This is a genomic window from Stutzerimonas degradans, from assembly GCF_024448505.1.
Taxonomy (GTDB): domain Bacteria; phylum Pseudomonadota; class Gammaproteobacteria; order Pseudomonadales; family Pseudomonadaceae; genus Stutzerimonas; species Stutzerimonas degradans.
In genome coordinates, this window is record NZ_JAMOHV010000005.1 from 102,652 (window position 1) to 120,840 (window position 18,189).

Genomic DNA, 18,189 nt, shown 5'->3' on the forward strand with positions numbered 1-18,189 from the left:
GTCGGCGTCCTTCCTTTATTAGTTGTTTCCGAACTTACCGATCGAGTCCCTACGGCATGAACACCGACTATCGCAAACACCTGCCAGGCACCCAGCTGGATTACTTCGACGTCCGCGCGGCGATCGAGGACATCAAGCCGGGCGCCTACGACACGCTGCCCTACACCTCGCGCGTACTGGCCGAACAGCTGGTGCGTCGCTGCGATCCGGCCATGCTGACCGACTCGCTCAAGCAGATCATCGAGCGCAAGCGTGACCTGGACTTCCCCTGGTACCCGGCCCGTGTGGTCTGCCATGACATCCTCGGCCAGACCGCACTGGTCGATCTCGCCGGCCTGCGCGATGCGATCGCCGAGCAGGGTGGCGATCCAGCCAAGGTCAATCCGGTGGTACCAACCCAGCTGATCGTCGACCACTCGCTGGCTGTCGAGGCGCCCGGGTTCGATCCCGATGCGTTCGACAAGAACCGCGCCATCGAAGACCGCCGCAATGAAGACCGTTTCCACTTCATCGAGTGGACCAAGACCGCGTTCAAGAACGTCGACGTGATCCCGGCCGGCAACGGCATCATGCACCAGATCAACCTGGAGAAGATGTCACCGGTCATTCAGGCGCGCGAAGGCGTGGCCTTCCCGGACACCTGCGTCGGTACCGACTCGCACACGCCGCATGTTGATGCCCTCGGTGTGATCGCCGTCGGCGTTGGCGGTCTGGAGGCCGAGACTGTGATGCTCGGCCATCCGTCGATGATGCGTCTGCCCGACATCGTCGGCGTCAAGCTGACCGGCAAGCGCAAGCCCGGCATTACCGCCACCGACATCGTCCTGGCGATCACCGAGTTCCTGCGCAAGGAGCGCGTGGTGGGTGCCTACGTCGAGTTCTTCGGCGAGGGCGCCGACAGCCTGTCGATCGGCGACCGAGCCACCATCTCCAACATGTGCCCGGAGTACGGCGCCACCGCGGCGATGTTCTACATCGACGGTCAGACCATCGATTACCTCAAGCTGACCGGCCGTGAGCCGGAGCAGGTCGCGCTGGTCGAGCAGTACGCCAAGGAAACCGGCCTGTGGGCCAGTGCGCTGACCGGCGCCGAGTACGAGCGCGTGCTCGAGTTCGACCTGTCCGGCGTAGTACGCAACATGGCAGGCCCGAGCAACCCGCATCGCCGCCTGCCGACCTCGGCCCTGCACGAGCGTGGCATCGCCGACGAAGCCAAGCTGGCTGCCGCCAAGGCCGAGGAGGCCAAAGGCCTGCTGCCGGACGGCGCGGTGATCATCGCCGCCATCACCAGCTGCACCAACACCTCCAACCCGCGCAACGTGGTCGCAGCCGGTCTGCTGGCGAAGAAGGCCAACGCGTTGGGGCTGGTCCGCAAGCCGTGGGTCAAGACTTCCTTTGCCCCGGGCTCGAAGGTCGCCAAGCTGTACCTGGAAGACGCCGGCCTGCTGCCGGAGCTGGAGAAGCTCGGCTTCGGCATCGTCGGCTATGCCTGCACCACCTGCAACGGCATGTCCGGTGCGCTGGATCCGAAGATCCAGCAGGAAATCATCGACCGCGATCTGTACGCCACTGCCGTATTGAGCGGCAATCGCAACTTCGACGGCCGTATCCATCCGTACGCCAAGCAGGCTTTCCTGGCTTCGCCGCCGCTGGTGGTGGCTTACGCCCTCGCCGGTACCGTGCGCTTCGACATCGAGCAGGACGTACTGGGCCATGACAAGGATGGCAACGCCATCACCCTGAAGGACCTGTGGCCGTCCGACGAGGAAATCGACGCCATCGTCGCCGCCTCGGTCAAGCCGGAGCAGTTCAAGCAGGTGTACATCCCGATGTTCGATCTGGGCAGCATCGAGGAAGCCAAGAGCCCGCTGTATGACTGGCGTCCGATGTCCACCTACATTCGCCGTCCGCCGTACTGGGAAGGCGCGCTGGCTGGCGAACGCACGCTCAAGGGCATGCGTCCGCTGGCGATCCTGCCGGACAACATCACCACTGATCACCTGTCGCCGTCCAACGCGATCCTGGCCAGCTCCGCGGCCGGCGAGTACCTGGCCAAGATGGGCCTGCCGGAGGAGGACTTCAACTCCTACGCCACCCACCGCGGCGACCACCTGACCGCCCAGCGTGCCACCTTCGCCAACCCGCAGCTGGTGAATGAGATGGTTGTGGTCGACGGCAAGGTGCAGAAGGGATCGCTGGCGCGCGTCGAGCCGGAAGGCCAGGTCATGCGCATGTGGGAAGCCATCGAAACCTACATGAACCGCAAGCAGAACCTGATCATCGTCGCCGGCGCTGACTACGGTCAGGGCTCCTCGCGTGACTGGGCGGCCAAGGGCGTGCGCCTGGCCGGTGTGGAAGTGATCGTCGCCGAAGGCTTCGAGCGCATCCACCGTACCAACCTGGTCGGCATGGGCGTACTGCCGGTCGAGTTCAAGCCGGGCACCACCCGTCTGACCCTCGGCCTTGACGGCACCGAGACCTACGACATCGAAGGCGAACTGTCGCCGCGCTGCGATCTGACGCTGGTTGTTCACCGCAAGAGCGGTGAAACCATCCGTGTGCCGGTGACCTGCCGCCTGGATACCGCCGCCGATGTTCATGTGTACCAGGCCGGCGGCGTGCTGCAGCGCTTCGCCCAGGATTTCCTGAAAGGCTCGGCCGCCTGATTTCGTAGGGTGGATGGCGTTTCTCCATCCACCGTTCCGGTCCCTCGATGGCTCGGCGAGGCGCGATCCACCCTACGATCCATTCATTCTCCAGCCAGGACGCTCTCATGGCTCATCAACCTCAGATCAAGATTCCCGCCACCTACATGCGTGGCGGCACCAGCAAGGGTGTGTTCTTTCGTCTACAGGATCTGCCCGAGCGCTGTCAGGTGCCGGGTGAGGCCCGCGACAGGCTGTTCATGCGGGTGATCGGCAGTCCCGATCCCTATGCCGCACATATCGATGGCATGGGCGGGGCGACTTCCAGCACCAGCAAGTGCGTGATCCTCTCGAAGAGCAGCCAGCCCGATCACGACGTCGATTACCTCTATGGTCAGGTTTCCATCGACAAGCCGTTCCTCGACTGGAGCGGTAACTGCGGCAACCTCTCTACCGGCGCTGGCGCGTTCGCGATCCATGCCGGGCTGGTCGATCCGGCGCGTATTCCGCAAGACGGCACCTGCGTGGTGCGCATCTGGCAGGCCAATATCCAGAAAACGATCATCGCCCATGTGCCAATCAGCAACGGGCAGGTGCAGGAGACCGGTGACTTCGAGCTGGACGGCGTAACGTTCCCGGCAGCGGAGATCGTGCTGGAGTTTCTCGACCCATCCGACGATGGCGAGGAGGGCGGCTCGATGTTCCCCACCGGCAACCTGATCGATGATCTGGAAGTCCCCGGCATCGGCACGCTCAAGGCCACCATGATCAGCGCCGGCATCCCTACCGTGTTCGTCAATGCCGAGGACATCGGTTACCACGGCACCGAGCTGCGGGAAGACATCAACGGCGACGCCGAAGCGCTGGCGCGTTTCGAAGCCATTCGTGTCGCTGGCGCGCTGCGCATGGGTTTGATCAAGACGGCGGACGAAGCGTTGACCCGTCAGCACACCCCGAAGATCGCCTTCGTCAGCAAACCCAAGAGTTACAAGGCTTCCAGCGGCAAGATCATCGACGCGGGTGAGGTCGATTTGCTGGTGCGGGCGCTGTCGATGGGCAAGCTGCACCACGCAATGATGGGTACCTGTGCGGTCGCCATCGGGACTGCAGCAGCCGTGCCGGGCACGCTGGTGAACCTCGCCGCCGGTGGCGGTGAGCGTCAGGCGGTACGCTTCGGCCATCCGTCCGGCACCTTGCGAGTCGGCGCCGAGGCGAGGCAGGTCGACGGCCAGTGGACAGTGACCAAAGCCATCATGAGCCGCAGTGCGCGCATCCTGATGGAAGGCTGGGTCCGCGTACCGGGCGACGCGTTTTGAGTTGAGAATGCGCAGTGGTTTTCTGCGCGGTAAATGCAAAAAGTCCGCACCAAGCGGACTTTTTGTTGTCTAGCGAAGCGGCACTTACTTGAGTCGACGCTCCACGCCTTTTTCCACAAGGATCTTGGCGGAGATTTCCTCGACGGAGAAATGCGTCGAGTTGATGTAGTTGATGTTCTCGCGGCGGAACAGGTTTTCCACCTCGCGAACTTCGAATTCGCACTGAGCGAAGCTGGCGTAACGGCTGTTGGGCTTGCGTTCGTTGCGGATGGCGGTCAGGCGGTCGGAGTCGATGGTCAGGCCGAACAGCTTGTCCTTGTACGGCTTGAGCGAGGAGGGCAGTTGCAGTCGCTCCATGTCGTCCTCGGTCAGCGGGTAGTTTGCGGCGCGGATGCCATACTGCATGGCCATGTACAGACAGGTTGGCGTTTTGCCGCAGCGTGAAACGCCGACGAGAATCAGGTCGGCCTTGTCGTAATGACGAGTGCGTGCGCCGTCATCGTTGTCGAGGGCAAAGTTGACCGCGTCGATCCGCTCCATGTAGTTGGTGTTGTGGCTGATGGAGTGGGATTTGCCAACGGAGTACGAGGAACGCGACATGAGTTCGTGTTCCAGTGGAGCCAGGAACGAGGAAAAGATGTCGATCATGAAGCCGTTGGATTCGGCGAGGATGTCGCGGATTTCCTGGTTGACCAGAGTGTCGAAGATGATCGGGCGGGCACCGTCCCTGTCCGCGGCATTGTTGATTTGCTGTACCATTGCCCGGGCTTTTTCCGCGCTGTCGATGTACGGGCGGGTGAGCTTGGTGAAAGAGATGTTCTCGAATTGCGCCAGGAGGCTTTGGCCCAGGGTTTCCGCCGTGATCCCAGTGCCATCGGAAATGAAGAAAGCGGTTCGTTTCATGTACCTTCGGCCTTAAGTCGAGAACGGTTCCCAGCTATAGTAGGCCCTTCGCCGAGCCCGGTTGGCGGGCATTGTTACTTATTTTGCAGGGTCAGGCCACAGCCATGCGGCAGGGCTCCGGTTGAGTTCCAACACCTAACGGAGAGTTCACCTTGGTAGAGTACGTAGTTTCCCTCGATAAGCTCGGCAACCACGATGTTGAGCGTGTAGGGGGCAAGAACGCCTCCCTGGGCGAGATGATCAGCAACCTCGCCGGTGCCGGTGTTTCCGTACCGGGCGGTTTCGCCACCACGGCTCAGGCCTATCGCGATTTTCTCGAGCTGAGCGGTCTGAACGATCAGATCCATGCGCTGCTCGATGCACTCGATGTCGACGATGTCAACGCGCTGGCCAAGGCTGGTGCACAGATTCGTCAGTGGGTGATGGACGCCGAGTTCCCGCCGCAGCTGGATGCCGACATTCGCAAGGCGTTCGCCGAGATGTCCGGTGGTAACGACAACATGGCGGTCGCCGTGCGTTCTTCCGCGACCGCCGAAGACCTGCCGGATGCATCCTTTGCCGGCCAGCAGGAAACCTTCCTGAACATTCGCGGTGTGGACAACGTGATCCGCGCGGCCAAGGAAGTCTTCGCTTCGCTGTTCAACGACCGCGCCATTGCCTACCGTGTGCACCAGGGCTTTGACCACAAGCTGGTCGCCCTGTCTGCCGGCGTGCAGCGCATGGTTCGCTCGGAAACCGGCACCGCCGGCGTCATGTTTACCCTCGATACCGAATCCGGCTTCCGCGACGTGGTGTTCATCACCGGCGCCTATGGTCTGGGCGAGACTGTCGTGCAGGGCGCGGTCAATCCTGACGAGTTCTACGTGCACAAGCAGACGCTGGAGGCCGGGCGCCCGGCGATCCTGCGCCGCAATCTGGGCAGCAAGGCGATCAAGATGGTCTACGGCGACGAAGCCAAGGCCGGCAAGTCGGTCAAGACCGTCGAAGTCGATGCTGCCGATCGCGCACGCTTCTGTCTGACCGACGAAGAGGTGACCAACCTCGCCAAGCAGGCCCTGATCATCGAGAAGCACTATGGTCGCCCGATGGATATCGAGTGGGCCAAGGACGGAGACGACGGCAAGCTGTACATCGTCCAGGCGCGTCCGGAAACCGTGAAGAGCCGCAGCAGCGCTAACGTCATGGAGCGTTACCTGCTGAAGGAAAAAGGCACCGTGCTGGTCGAAGGCCGTGCCATCGGCCAGCGCATCGGCGCCGGCCCGGTCAAGGTCATTCACGACGTCAGCGAGATGGACAAGGTCCAGCCGGGCGACGTGCTGGTTTCCGACATGACCGATCCGGACTGGGAGCCGGTGATGAAGCGCGCCAGCGCCATCGTCACCAACCGCGGCGGGCGTACCTGCCACGCGGCGATCATCGCCCGCGAACTGGGCATTCCGGCGGTCGTCGGCTGCGGTAACGCCACCGAACTGCTGCAGGACGGCCAGCGCGTGACCGTCTCCTGCGCCGAGGGCGACACCGGCCTGATCTTCGATGGCGAGCTGGGCTTCGACATCCGCCAGAACTCCATCGATGCGATGCCGGAACTGCCGTTCAAGATCATGATGAACGTCGGCAACCCGGACCGCGCCTTCGATTTCGCCCACCTGCCTAACGAAGGCGTCGGCCTGGCGCGTCTCGAATTCATCATCAACCGGATGATCGGCGTGCATCCCAAGGCACTGCTGAACTTCGACGGTCTGCCGGCTGACGTGAAGAGCAGCGTCGAGAAGCGCATCGCCGGCTACGACGATCCGGTCAACTTCTACGTCGAGAAGCTCGTCGAAGGCGTCAGCACGCTGGCCGCAGCGTTCTGGCCGAAAAAGGTCATCGTGCGTCTGTCGGACTTCAAGTCCAACGAATACGCCAACCTGATCGGCGGCAAGCTCTACGAGCCGGAAGAAGAGAACCCGATGCTCGGCTTCCGCGGCGCGTCGCGCTATATCAGCGATTCGTTCCGCGATTGCTTCGAGCTGGAATGCCGTGCCATGCGCAAGGTGCGCGACGTTATGGGGCTGACCAACGTCGAGCTGATGGTGCCTTTCGTGCGTACGCTCGGCGAGGCATCGCAGGTGATCGACCTGCTGGCCCAGTATGGCCTCAAGCGTGGCGAGAATGGTCTGCGTGTCATCATGATGTGTGAGCTGCCGTCCAACGCGTTGCTGGCCGACGAGTTCCTCGAGTACTTCGATGGCTTCTCGATTGGCTCCAACGATATGACCCAGCTGACGCTCGGTCTGGACCGTGATTCGGGCATCATCGCGCACCTGTTCGACGAGCGTAATCCGGCAGTCAAGAAGCTTCTGGCCAATGCCATCCAAGCGTGCAACAAGGCTGGCAAGTACATTGGCATCTGCGGTCAGGGGCCTTCGGATCATCCGGACCTGGCACGCTGGCTGATGGACCAGGGTATCGAGAGCGTATCGCTGAATCCGGATTCGGTACTTGATACCTGGTTCTTCCTGGCTGACGCGCAGGTCTGAACTGCGGTTTGAAGCATGACGACAGGGCGGAATTTCCGCCCTGTCGCGTTTTCGGCTTCCGTGCCTTCGACTCGGCATTTCGTTGATCGCGCCCTGCGGCTAACATGACGCGGCGCGCATCGATACCAGCCGATTGGCGGAGAGGGTGAAACGGCTAGGCGATGTCCACGAATTCCCAAGCAAAGGAGCTTTCCATGCAATACGTCACTCCTGATCTGTGCGACGCCTACCCGGAGCTGGTACAGGTGGTCGAGCCGATTTTCAGCAATTTCGGCGGCCGCGATTCCTTCGGTGGCCAGATCGTCACCGTTAAGTGCTTTGAGGACAACTCCCTGGTCAAGGATCAGGTCGATACGGATGGCCGTGGCAAGGTGCTGGTTGTCGATGGCGGCGGCTCGCTGCGCCGCGCGCTGCTTGGTGACATGCTGGCCGAGAAGGCGTCGCGCAACGGCTGGGAAGGGATCGTTGTCTATGGTTGTGTGCGCGATGTCGATGTGATCGCACAGACCGATCTCGGCGTCCAGGCGCTAGCCAGTCATCCGATGAAAACCGACAAGCGTGGCATCGGCGATCTCAACGTGCCGGTGACCTTCTGCGGTGTCACGTTCCGCCCCGGCGAATATGTCTACGCGGACAATAACGGCATCATCGTCTCGCCCGAGGCGCTGAAGATGCCGGAGTGATCCATCGCGCTTGCGTTGAAGCACCGTAATACCAAGCCCGGCGATGCCGGGCTTTTCATATCAGGGGGACGTTCATGCAGCTGAGTGATACGCAGCAGTGGGGGCTGGTTCATGCTTTTGTTCTGGATGGGCGGGGTGGCGCGCGCGCCATCGCCTACGCGGACCTGCGCGATCTGCAGCTGAGTGACACCCAAAGCCTGTGGCTGCATTGGGATCGCAGCCATCCGGCGGCACAGGCCTGGCTGCGCGGTCAGAGCGGTCTCAACGACTTCGCGTGCGATGTCCTGCTGGAAGAAAACACGCGGCCACGTGTACTGGCGCTGCCGAACGAGGAGCTTCTTCTTTTCCTTCGAGGCGTGAACCTCAATCCCGATTCTGCCCCGGAAGACATGATTTCGCTGCGCGTGTTTGCCGATGCGCGACGTGTCATCTCGTTGCGTTTGCGACCCTTGCGTTCGACCGAGGCAGTCATTCGCCTGCTTATGGAAGGCAAGGGTCCGAAGACGGCGTCGGAGGTACTGGTCTATCTGGCTGATTCGATGACTGATCGGGTAGATGATCTCGTGGTGCGGCTGACCGAATGCGTTGATCAGGAAGAGGAGCGTCTGGAGCTCGACGAGCGCTACGGCCCGGAGCACGACAGTATGCTTTCGCTGCGCCGCCGGGCGGCAAGTCTGAGACGGTTCCTGCTGCCCCAGCGTGAAATCTACGCCCAGCTCACTCGCAATCGCCTGAGCTGGTTCGTAGAGGACGACGCTGATTACTGGAACGAACTGAGCAACCGACTGATCCGCTACCTCGAAGAGTTGGATCTGGTGCGTGAGCGAATCGATCTCGTACTCGAGTCCGAGCGGCGCCGGCTCAGTGAGCGAATGAACCGCACCATGTACATTTTCGGTATCATTACCGGATTTTTCCTGCCGATGACGTTTCTGACTGGCCTTTTGGGCGTCAACGTCGGTGGGATTCCGGGTGCACAAAGCCCGTACGGTTTTGCCATCGCCTGTCTTCTGATCGGCCTCATCGCATTGTTTCAGTGGTGGATCTTTCGCCGTCTGCGTTGGATCTGAATGTGACTCGGAGTCAACCACGGGCCGTCTAGCGGACATGTTCCAGCGAGGTATACATGCGCGATCCCTTTGAAGAATCATTGCGTGATCTGCTCAACAAGCCATCGGCACAGGATGAGGCTGAGCGCCTCGGCCGAGTGCTCAAGACCGCGAACCGCCAGGTTGGCGTTGGGGACCTTTTCGGTCTCATGGGGCATTGGCTGCAGGGCTTGCTGATAGCAGTCAACAGTGGAGCGGGCCACGTTGCACCTGTTTCCCGTCGTCATTCATCCAACCGTTCGTTCGATAAGGCCGATTGATCATGGAATTCGATCCCTGGACTCAGAGTTTGCTGTCCGCGATGAGCTCGCTCTGGGCTTCCGTAGCGGCATTCATTCCGCGCCTGTTTGGCGCGCTCGTAGTCGTACTGCTCGGCTTCGTGGTGGCCAAACTGCTCGATACCTTGCTGTCGAAGGTGCTTGCGAAGCTGGGGCTGGATCGGCTGATGGCTGGCACCGGGCTGACGAAGTTGCTGGGGCGTGCCGGAATTCGGGTTCCAGTCTCGGTGCTGATCGGCAAGGTGGTCTATTGGTTCGTCCTACTAATCTTCCTCGTCTCGGCAGCCGAGTCCCTCGGGTTGGAGCGGGTATCGGCCACGCTGGACGTCCTGGCGCTCTACGTTCCCAAGGTGTTCGGCGCAGCGCTGATTCTCGTCGCTGGTGTGCTTTTGGCTCAGCTGTTCAGTGGCGTGGTCCGGGGCGCGGCAGAGAGCGTTGGTATCGACTACGCCAACGGCCTGGCTCGCATTGCGCAGGGGCTGGTGATCATCATCGCCATTTCCGTGTCGATCGGGCAGCTGGAAATCAAAACCGAACTGTTGAACTACGTCATCGCCATCGTGCTGATCTCGGTAGGGCTGGCAGTGGCTTTGGCATTCGGTCTCGGCAGTCGTGAGCTTGTCAGCCAGATCCTTGCTGGAATCTATGTGCGCGAGCTTTACGAGGTGGGACAGCATGTCACCCTCGAAGATATCGAGGGGCAGATCGAGGAAATCGGCACTGTCAAAACGCTGCTATTGTGCAGTGATGGCGAGCTGGTCTCCGTAGCCAATCGGGTTCTGCTGGAAACGCGGGTAGGCAGCCGCTGACAGCTGTTTTCTGGTAGAATGCGGCGCCTTTTTTCGGTTTCCCTGACAGGCGGCCGCGACCTGATTGCTGGCTCGAAGCGTATTGACTAAAACCCAATCGACCATCCCGCGCTACGATCCTCGCCAACTCAGCGATGAAGAGTTGGTGCAATATGCCCGCGTCGAGTTGTTTCATATAACTCGGGCATATGAGGAGTTGATGCGTCGCTACCAGCGCACCCTGTTCAATGTCTGTGCGCGTTATTTGGGCAACGATCGGGACGCCGACGATGTTTGTCAGGAGGTCATGCTCAAGGTTTTGTATGGCCTGAAGAACTTTGAAGGAAAATCGAAGTTCAAGACCTGGCTATATAGCATTACTTATAATGAATGCATTACCCAGTATCGCAAGGAGCGGCGCAAGCGCCGCCTGCTCGATGCGCTTAGCCTAGACCCGCTCGAAGAAGCCTCCGAAGAGAAAGCGCCTCGTGTTGAGGAGAAGGGCGGGCTTGATCGATGGCTAGTGCATGTCAATCCTATTGATCGGGAAATATTGGTGCTGCGATTTGTCGCAGAACTGGAATTTCAGGAAATCGCCGACATAATGCATATGGGATTAAGTGCAACGAAGATGCGCTACAAGCGTGCATTGGATAAACTAAGAGAAAATTTTTCCGAACCAATCGAAACTTAATGGGAAATGGTTGTCTTATCCGTAGCGAACAGCTTGGGCACAAGACAGCCGGTCTCCTTAGATTGTTCTGACTCTAACCACCAGATGGGGATTTACGGATGAAACTTAAGAATACCTTGGGCGTTGTGATTGGCTCGATGGTAGCCGCTACTTCGTTCGGCGCGCTGGCCCAGGGCCAGGGGGCTGTCGAGGTCGAAGCATTCGGTAAGCACTATTTCTCCGATAGCTCGCGCGGCTTCGAAGACGAGGGCGAACTGTACGGCGCGGGCGCCAGCTATTTCCTGACCGACGACGTCTCGCTGGGTCTGTCGTATGGTGAATACCACGACGTAACCTCCGACAATCCGGTCAATGCTGACGGTCACAAAAACATCAAGGGCAGCTTGACCTCGCTGGACGCGGCTTACCACTTCGGCGCGCCGGGCGTTGGTCTGCGTCCGTACGTATCCGCTGGTGTGGCTCACCAGAGCATCGGCCAGGCCGCTCGCAGCGGTCGTGATCACAGCACCTACGCCAACATCGGTGCCGGCCTGAAGTACTACTTCACCGAGAACCTGTTCGCCAAGGCGAGCGTGGACGGCATGCACAACATCGACCGCGGCGACTCCGAGTGGATGGCTGGCGTGGGCGTCGGTCTGAACTTCGGTGGCGGTGCGCGTCAGGTTGCGGCTGTCGAGCCGACTCCGGAGCCGGCACCGGCTCCGCTCGTCGACACCGAGCCGGAACCGGCTCCGGAAGTGGTGCGTGTTGAGCTGGACGTGAAGTTCGACTTCGACAAGTCGCGCGTCCGTGAAGAAAGCTATGGCGATATCAAGAACCTGGCTGACTTCATGCAGCAGTACCCGCAGACCAGCACCACCGTTGAAGGTCACACCGACTCCGTTGGTACCGATCAGTACAACCAGCGCCTGTCCGAGCGTCGCGCCGAAGCGGTTCGCGATGTTCTGGTCAACCAGTACGGCGTTGAAGGTGGTCGTGTGAATTCGGTGGGTTATGGTGAGTCTCGTCCGGTTGCGGACAACGCTACCGATGCAGGCCGTCAGATCAACCGTCGTGTTGAAGCTGAAGTGGAAGCTCAGGTTAAGTAATCTGAGTATTCTGGTGAAGCCGACTCTAGGGTAGCCTCTCTGCTCTGTCGGTCTTAGCCCAAAAAACCGATGCCAGACTTCTGGCATCGGTTTTTTTGTGCTTGATTTCTATAGCGGTAAGCTCAGCAGAGGTTTGGCGAGGTGCTCTTTGGCAATTAATACCGGGTCTTTCGTTCTTGCATGTTCGCTGAGCATAAAAAAACCCCGCCGAAGCGGGGTTTTTTTATTTCACGACGTCAGACTTCGATAACTTGGATCTTCGCTTTTTCCGCAGCCTCACGGAACTCGGCGATCTGGTCGAAGCTCAGGTAGCGGTAGACGTCGGCAGCCATGCTGTCGATGTCCTTCGCGTAGGCCATGTATTCCTCGACGGTCGGCAGCTTGCCGATGATCGAAGCGACCGCTGCCAGTTCGGCGGAGGCCAGGAATACGTCGGTGGCGTCGCCCAGACGGTTCGGGAAGTTACGGGTCGAGGTGGAGACCACGGTCGAACCGGTCTGTACGCGAGCCTGGTTACCCATGCACAGCGAGCAACCCGGCATTTCCATGCGCGCGCCGGCCTTGCCGTAGATGCCGTAGTAGCCTTCTTCGGTCAGCTGGTGGGCGTCCATCTTGGTCGGCGGAGCCAGCCACAGACGGGTCGGAATGCCACCCTTGACCTTGTCCAGCAGCTTGCCGGCGGCGCGGAAGTGACCGATGTTGGTCATGCAGGAGCCAATGAACACTTCATCGATCTTGCGGCCTTGAACGCTGGACAGCAGACGGGCGTCGTCCGGGTCGTTCGGGGCGCACAGGATCGGCTCCTTGACGTCGGCCAGATCGATCTCGATAACGGCTGCGTATTCGGCGTCCTTGTCGGCTTCCAGCAGTTCCGGCTTGGCCAGCCAGGCTTCCATCGCCTGGGCGCGACGCTCCAGGGTGCGGGCATCGCCGTAGCCTTCGCTGATCATCCAGCGCAGCAGGGTGATGTTGGACTTCAGGTACTCGGCGATCGAGTCTTCCGGCAGCTTGATGGTGCAACCGGCAGCCGAACGTTCGGCGGAGGCGTCGGACAGTTCGAAGGCTTGTTCGACGGTCAGACCGGTCAGACCTTCGATTTCCAGGATACGGCCGGAGAAGATGTTCTTCTTGCCCTTCTTCTCGACAGTCAGCAGGCCCTGCTGAATGGCGTAGTAGGGGATGGCATGCACCAGGTCACGCAGGGTGATACCGGGCTGCATCTTGCCCTTGAAGCGCACCAGCACGGATTCCGGCATGTCCAGCGGCATGACGCCGGTGGCGGCGGCGAAGGCCACCAGGCCGGAACCGGCCGGGAAGGAGATGCCGATCGGGAAGCGGGTGTGCGAGTCGCCGCCGGTGCCGACGGTGTCGGGCAGAAGCATGCGGTTCAGCCAGCTGTGGATAATGCCGTCACCCGGACGCAGGGACACGCCACCGCGGTTCATGATGAAGTCGGGCAGGGTGTGGTGGGTGTTGACGTCGATGGGCTTCGGATAGGCGGCGGTGTGGCAGAAGGACTGCATCACCAGGTCGGCGGAGAAGCCCAGGCAAGCCAGGTCCTTCAGCTCGTCGCGGGTCATCGGGCCGGTGGTGTCCTGGGAACCGACGGTGGTCATCTTCGGTTCGCAGTAGGTGCCCGGGCGCACGCCCTGGCCTTCCGGCAGACCGCAGGCGCGGCCGACCATCTTCTGGGCGAGGGTGAAGCCCTTGCCGCTGTCAGCCGGCGCTTCCGGCTTCTTGAACAGGGTGGACGGAGCCAGACCCAGCTCGGCGCGGGCCTTCTCGGTCAGGCCGCGGCCGATGATCAGCGGGATACGGCCGCCGGCGCGAACTTCGTCCAGCAGTACGTCGGTCTTCAGTTGGAAGGTGGTGACCAGCTCGTTGCTGTCGTGACGACGGACTTCGCCCTTGTACGGGTACACGTCGATGACGTCGCCCATGGCCAGGTTGGTGCAGTCGAACTCGATCGGCAGGGCGCCGGCGTCTTCCATAGTGTTGTAGAAGATCGGGGCGATCTTGGTGCCGAAGCAGAAACCACCGGCGCGCTTGTTCGGCACGTACGGGATGTCGTCACCGAAGAACCACAGCACGGAGTTGGTGGCGGACTTGCGGGAAGAACCGGTACCGACTACGTCGCCGACGTAGGCAACCGGGAAACCCTTGGCCTTCAGTGCTTCCATCTGCTTGATGGGGCCGACCGAGCCGGGAGCGTCCGGGTTGATGCCGTCGCGAGCCATCTTCAGCATGGCCAGGGCGTGCAGCGGGATGTCCGGGCGCGACCAGGCATCAGGAGCCGGGGACAGGTCGTCGGTGTTGGTTTCGCCGGTGACCTTGAACACGGACAGGGTGATCTTTTCAGCCAGCGCCGGGCGGTTCTGGAACCACTCGCCTTCGGCCCAGGACTTCAGCACGGCCTGAGCGGCGGCGTTGCCCTTCTTGGCGCGCTCGGCGACGTCGTGGAAGGCGTCGAACATCAGCAGGGTGTGCTTCAGCTGTTCGGCGGTGACGTTGGCCAGTTCGGGGCTGTCCAGCAGCTCGACCAGGGTGGCGATGTTGTAACCGCCCTGCATGGTGCCCAGCAGCTCAACTGCGCGCTGCTTGTCGATCAGCGGGGAAGTGGCTTCACCCTTGGCGATGGCGGAGAGGAAGCCGGCCTTGACGTAGGCGGCTTCGTCGACGCCCGCGGGAACGCGGTTGGTGATCAGGTCAAGCAGGAATTCTTCTTCGCCAGCCGGTGGGTTCTTCAGCAGCTCGATCAGGCCTGCGGTCTGTTCGGCGTTCAGCGGCTGGGGCACGACGCCCTGGGCGGCACGCTCTTCTACGTGTTTGCGATAGGCTTCAAGCACAGTTTTACCCTCATCATTGGTCCCTTGGGAGTTTCGGGACGCGCGTCCGGAAGCTGTTTTCAAAGTTTTACGCCGGCTGAGGTGGCCGGGTTGGCAGTAATGAGGGTCTGCCCACCCGGCGTGTGACCGGACCAACTGTGCTCGTGACGCTTTGAAAACAGCTTCGTGTGGAGTAGGCGCCGAAAACGGCGGGCCAATACTACTGGAACGGGCCTGTAAAGTTAAGTCGAATGCCGCGCGCCGCTTGGCTTCTGGCGTCCGGACATATGCTGGCCGCGATGCTCTCGAGCGCGCGGTGCGTGGGCTTTCGAGCGGGTTTGCAGTCTTGACGTTGATCATCCCGGATGACCACGGTTGGACAAAAGTCTAAGATGCGCGGCCGATTTGTCGCTGGGTGGCGCCATGTCCAATCAACGTATCCAGACTCCTTGCGTGGGCCTTTGCTCTACGGTTTACGGCGATCTCGTCTGTCGTGGGTGCAAGCGCTTTCACCAAGAGGTGGTGAATTGGAATGCCTATCGGGACGAAGAGAAACGGGCGGTCTGGCGGAGGCTGGAAACCCTGCTGGCGCAGGTGATGGCGGCGAAGGTGGATGTGTTCGATGCGGACCTGCTGCGCCGGCAACTGGAGTCACGCCAGATTCGTTTCGTGGCCGAACAATCTCCTTACTGTTGGGCGTATCAGCTTATTGCGCGCGGCTCGCGTGTCATTCAGCAGATCGAGGCGTATGGCGTGGTGGTGTTGCCCGAGTTTCGTCAGTGGTCATTGCCGCAGTTGCGCGATGCCATCGACCGTGAGTTCTTCCTGCTTTCCGAGGCGCATTACGAGCGTTACATGGCTCCGCGCTTTCTCGCTCCACGCGCCGATCGGTTTGCCTAGCGCCGGCCGCTACGGGCGGCCGGCACGGAGGTCAATGGCGGACCAACTCTTCCAGATGGTCGATGATTTCATCGGGCTTGAGTACGAGGACATCGCTTTCCAGTGTGTCGAGCACCACTTCAGCGGTGTTGCCCATCAGTGCGCCGGAAAAGCCGGTTCGCGCCACTGTGCCGATGACGGTCACTGCCGCCTGCAACTGGTGGCAGATACGCGGAATCAGCGCATCGGCAGGGCCTTCTTCGATGTGCAGCTGCGTGTCGGGGATGTCGTAGTCGGCCTGGAAACGCTTGCAGGCCTCACGGTAACGCGCCTCGATGGTTTCCTTCAGTTGGAATGCCGGATCGGCGGCCGACAGCATGGCTGACGGGTGTGCGCTGATGACGTGCAGTTGCCCGTCGGCGAGGCCGGCTATCTCGTAACCGTGACTGACGATGGTCGCATGCAGCGTACGGTGCTCGAGATCGGCATTGCCGACGTCGACGGCAGCCAAGATGTTGCGGCCTTTCCAGGGCGTATCGGTTTTCACCATGAGCACGGGGCAGGGGCAATAGCGCAGCAGCTTCCAGTCTTCGGGGGTAAGCAGTGCGCGTTTGAGCGGGCTGTCCGGAACATGCTGCTTGATCACCAGGCCGCAGCCTTCGGCTTGCTGCACGGTGATGATGGTCTGGTGAAGATTCTCGTGCCACGCCTGCTGGACGCTGACTTGATGGCCTTCGCTTGTCAGTCGCTCGCGCAGCGATTCGAGATAAGCGCCGTGATCGTGCTTGTTGTCGCAGACCAGCAGATGCAGACGTGACTGACTGACGCTGGAGATCAGGTGGGCGCGCTTGAGTGCCAGCGAATCTGGATGGTTAGGGTCAATTACCACGAGAATGCAGCGAATGGCCAACATGTTCGGCTCCGTTTCCTGGATGCGGTTGCTCAACTATAGACAAGCCGGCGGCGTTGGCGCTGATGTAAATCAAGCGGAGCTGGCCGGGCCGCGGGGCATTCGTATAATGCACGCCGCCAAACGGCCCGGACGCATTACGGCTGCCGGTTTCGGGCGTGAATATCGGTTATGACACCGAAACAATCAGACATCACGACGAGGAGGGCGGCTGTGCTGCCTGAAATACACGAATTCCTGGGCTGTCGGACGCCTGACGCATGGGTCGCTTCTGCCCTGGATCAGCAGGATGTGATGCTGCTCGATCACAAGAACTGCGAATTCAAGGCCGCCTCCACCGCGCTGAGCCTGATTGCCCGTTACGGCCAGCACTTGGATCTGATCAACTACATGTCCCGTCTGGCGCGCGAAGAGCTGGTGCATCACGAGCAGGTGCTGAGGCTTCTCAAGCGCCGCAAGATCGCTCTGCGTCCCGTCTCGGCCAGTCGCTACGCGTCCGGGCTTCGCGCCGTCGTGCGTACTCATGAGCCGCACAAGCTGACGGATACGCTGGTGGTCGGGGCTTTCATCGAGGCGCGTTCATGCGAACGCTTCGAGGCGATGGTGCCGCACCTGGATGAGGAGCTGGGCCGGTTCTATTTTGGCCTGCTGAAGTCGGAGGCGCGGCACTTCCAGAATTACCTGCGCTTCGCCTACCAGTACGGGGAGGCCGCCGATGTCGATCGCTCGATCGAACGGGTGCGCTTGGTTGAGCGGGAATTGATCGAGAGCCCGGACAGCGAATTCCGCTTTCACAGCGGAGTGCCGCTCGCGGCCTGAGGCGTCAGGCCAGTTCGAATGGGGCTTGGTTGAAGCCCTGCTCGTCGATCTGTAGCGCCCAGCCTTGCCGATCCCAATCCCCCAGCACGATGCGTTGCGCTGGCTGGCCATCGAGCTCCAGCGCGTGGATGGCGGGGCGATGTGTATGGCCATGAATCAGGCGGCGCGCCCGATGTTCGCGCATGGCTCGCACGACTTCCTCGGGTGTCACGTCGATGATGTCGCTGGCCTTCATGCGGGTTTGCGTACGGCTTTCGTTGCGCAACTTGCGCGCCAGCTTCTGGCGCGTGGCCAGTGGCAGGTTGCGCAGGATGACCAGGGTGAGCGGGTTACGCAGCAGGCGCCGCAAGCGCATGTAACCCTCATCTCGGGTGCACAGACTGTCGCCGTGCATCAGCAGGGTGCGCTCGCCTTGTAGGCTCACCACCGTGGGGTCGGCCAGCAGTTCGCAGCCGGCGGCCCGGCAAAAATGTTTGCCGAGCATGAAATCGCGATTGCCGTGCATCAGATAGATGCGGGTGCCGCGTTCGCTCAGCGTGCGCAGGGCCTGCGCGATCGATCGCTGAAACGGCGTCATGGCATCGTCGCCGATCCACACCTCGAAGAAATCGCCGAGGATGTACAGCGCTTCGGCCTGAGGCGCGCGCGTCTGGAGAAAATGCAGAAACGCCCGGGTGATATCCGGGCGTTCCTCTTCGAGATGCAGATCGGAGATCAGCAGGATCACTCG

Annotated in this window: 15 protein-coding genes; 11 read left to right on the forward strand and 4 right to left on the reverse strand. The window is 61.1% G+C overall.

The annotated features are described in order from the left end of the window. The first annotated feature begins 56 nt into the window (after nt 1-56). Both acnD and prpF read left to right on the forward strand, forming a co-directional pair. Entirely contained in the window at nt 57-2,666 is a 2,610-nt protein-coding gene (acnD, locus tag NAV27_RS09165; protein WP_102829276.1) for a Fe/S-dependent 2-methylisocitrate dehydratase AcnD, read from the forward strand. 107 nt (nt 2,667-2,773) lie between these two features. Beyond that, nucleotides 2,774-3,961 (forward strand): 2-methylaconitate cis-trans isomerase PrpF, encoded by a 1,188-nt coding sequence (prpF, locus tag NAV27_RS09170; RefSeq protein WP_102829275.1) that lies wholly within the window; start codon nt 2,774-2,776, stop codon nt 3,959-3,961. Nucleotides 3,962-4,045: 84 nt separating this feature from the next. Here the strand turns inward: prpF and ppsR are convergent, their stop codons facing one another. After that, a complete protein-coding gene (ppsR, locus tag NAV27_RS09175; protein ID WP_102829274.1) occupies nt 4,046-4,864 on the reverse strand; it encodes a posphoenolpyruvate synthetase regulatory kinase/phosphorylase PpsR in 819 nt (272 codons plus the stop codon). Between the two features lie 152 nt (nt 4,865-5,016). Here ppsR and ppsA point away from each other — a divergent pair, with 152 nt between their 5' ends. The 7 genes from ppsA to NAV27_RS09210 all read left to right on the forward strand — a co-directional run bounded on the left by ppsA (nt 5,017) and on the right by NAV27_RS09210 (nt 12,026). Next, on the forward strand, nt 5,017-7,386 hold the full coding sequence (gene ppsA, locus NAV27_RS09180; protein ID WP_102829273.1) for a phosphoenolpyruvate synthase: 2,370 nt from the start codon (nt 5,017-5,019) through the stop codon (nt 7,384-7,386). Nucleotides 7,387-7,580: 194 nt separating this feature from the next. Continuing rightward, nucleotides 7,581-8,069, forward strand: a complete 489-nt coding sequence (rraA, locus tag NAV27_RS09185) for a ribonuclease E activity regulator RraA (RefSeq protein ID WP_102829272.1) — start codon at nt 7,581-7,583, stop codon at nt 8,067-8,069. Nucleotides 8,070-8,143: 74 nt separating this feature from the next. Next, nucleotides 8,144-9,139: a divalent cation transporter CmaX gene (gene cmaX / locus NAV27_RS09190; protein ID WP_102829271.1), complete on the forward strand. Its 996-nt coding sequence runs from the start codon at nt 8,144-8,146 to the stop codon at nt 9,137-9,139. A gap of 56 nt (nt 9,140-9,195) precedes the next feature. Then, nucleotides 9,196-9,438 (forward strand): CrfX protein, encoded by a 243-nt coding sequence (locus NAV27_RS09195; protein WP_083862562.1) that lies wholly within the window; start codon nt 9,196-9,198, stop codon nt 9,436-9,438. Between the two features lie 2 nt (nt 9,439-9,440). Next, a complete protein-coding gene (locus NAV27_RS09200) occupies nt 9,441-10,265 on the forward strand; it encodes a mechanosensitive ion channel family protein (RefSeq protein WP_102829270.1) in 825 nt (274 codons plus the stop codon). Between the two features lie 82 nt (nt 10,266-10,347). Further along, on the forward strand, nt 10,348-10,938 hold the full coding sequence (sigX, locus tag NAV27_RS09205; protein WP_008570187.1) for an RNA polymerase sigma factor SigX: 591 nt from the start codon (nt 10,348-10,350) through the stop codon (nt 10,936-10,938). Between the two features lie 98 nt (nt 10,939-11,036). After that, a complete protein-coding gene (locus NAV27_RS09210) occupies nt 11,037-12,026 on the forward strand; it encodes an OmpA family protein (protein WP_102829269.1) in 990 nt (329 codons plus the stop codon). Nucleotides 12,027-12,262: 236 nt separating this feature from the next. On the opposite strand, the gene acnB is transcribed toward NAV27_RS09210, so the two are convergent. Continuing rightward, nucleotides 12,263-14,872, reverse strand: coding sequence for a bifunctional aconitate hydratase 2/2-methylisocitrate dehydratase (gene acnB, locus NAV27_RS09215; RefSeq protein WP_102829268.1), 2,610 nt, complete (start codon nt 14,870-14,872; stop codon nt 12,263-12,265). A 402-nt stretch (nt 14,873-15,274) separates the two neighbouring features. On the opposite strand from acnB, the gene NAV27_RS09220 reads away from it, so the two are divergent. Then, the gene (locus NAV27_RS09220; RefSeq protein WP_102829353.1) at nt 15,275-15,751 is read left to right on the forward strand and encodes a DUF1289 domain-containing protein; all 477 of its coding nucleotides are present in this window, start codon (nt 15,275-15,277) and stop codon (nt 15,749-15,751) included. 31 nt (nt 15,752-15,782) lie between these two features. On the opposite strand, the gene uspL is transcribed toward NAV27_RS09220, so the two are convergent. Then, entirely contained in the window at nt 15,783-16,643 is an 861-nt protein-coding gene (uspL, locus tag NAV27_RS09225; protein ID WP_102829267.1) for a universal stress protein UspL, read from the reverse strand. A gap of 168 nt (nt 16,644-16,811) precedes the next feature. Between uspL and NAV27_RS09230 the strand changes: the two genes are divergently transcribed. Next, nucleotides 16,812-17,459: a MiaE family protein gene (locus tag NAV27_RS09230; RefSeq protein ID WP_102829266.1), complete on the forward strand. Its 648-nt coding sequence runs from the start codon at nt 16,812-16,814 to the stop codon at nt 17,457-17,459. Between the two features lie 4 nt (nt 17,460-17,463). On the opposite strand, the gene lpxH is transcribed toward NAV27_RS09230, so the two are convergent. Then, nucleotides 17,464-18,186 carry a UDP-2,3-diacylglucosamine diphosphatase gene (gene lpxH, locus NAV27_RS09235; protein WP_102829265.1) on the reverse strand — a complete coding sequence of 241 codons (723 nt, stop codon included), beginning with the start codon at nt 18,184-18,186 and terminating at the stop codon, nt 17,464-17,466. Nucleotides 18,187-18,189: the final 3 nt, after the last annotated feature.

Excerpts from the sequence above, each read along its gene's own strand:
- NAV27_RS09230 (WP_102829266.1), top strand. The coding sequence starts at position 16,812 with ATGACACCGAAACAATCAGACATCACGACGAGGAGGGCGGCTGTGCTG.
- NAV27_RS09195 (WP_083862562.1), top strand. The coding sequence starts at position 9,196 with ATGCGCGATCCCTTTGAAGAATCATTGCGTGATCTGCTCAACAAGCCA.
- prpF (WP_102829275.1), top strand. The coding sequence starts at position 2,774 with ATGGCTCATCAACCTCAGATCAAGATTCCCGCCACCTACATGCGTGGC.
- uspL (WP_102829267.1), bottom strand. The coding sequence starts at position 16,643 with ATGTTGGCCATTCGCTGCATTCTCGTGGTAATTGACCCTAACCATCCA.
- rraA (WP_102829272.1), top strand. The coding sequence starts at position 7,581 with ATGCAATACGTCACTCCTGATCTGTGCGACGCCTACCCGGAGCTGGTA.
- acnD (WP_102829276.1), top strand. The coding sequence starts at position 57 with ATGAACACCGACTATCGCAAACACCTGCCAGGCACCCAGCTGGATTAC.
- cmaX (WP_102829271.1), top strand. The coding sequence starts at position 8,144 with ATGCAGCTGAGTGATACGCAGCAGTGGGGGCTGGTTCATGCTTTTGTT.
- NAV27_RS09200 (WP_102829270.1), top strand. The coding sequence starts at position 9,441 with ATGGAATTCGATCCCTGGACTCAGAGTTTGCTGTCCGCGATGAGCTCG.
- ppsR (WP_102829274.1), bottom strand. The coding sequence starts at position 4,864 with ATGAAACGAACCGCTTTCTTCATTTCCGATGGCACTGGGATCACGGCG.
- NAV27_RS09210 (WP_102829269.1), top strand. The coding sequence starts at position 11,037 with ATGAAACTTAAGAATACCTTGGGCGTTGTGATTGGCTCGATGGTAGCC.
- NAV27_RS09220 (WP_102829353.1), top strand. The coding sequence starts at position 15,275 with ATGTCCAATCAACGTATCCAGACTCCTTGCGTGGGCCTTTGCTCTACG.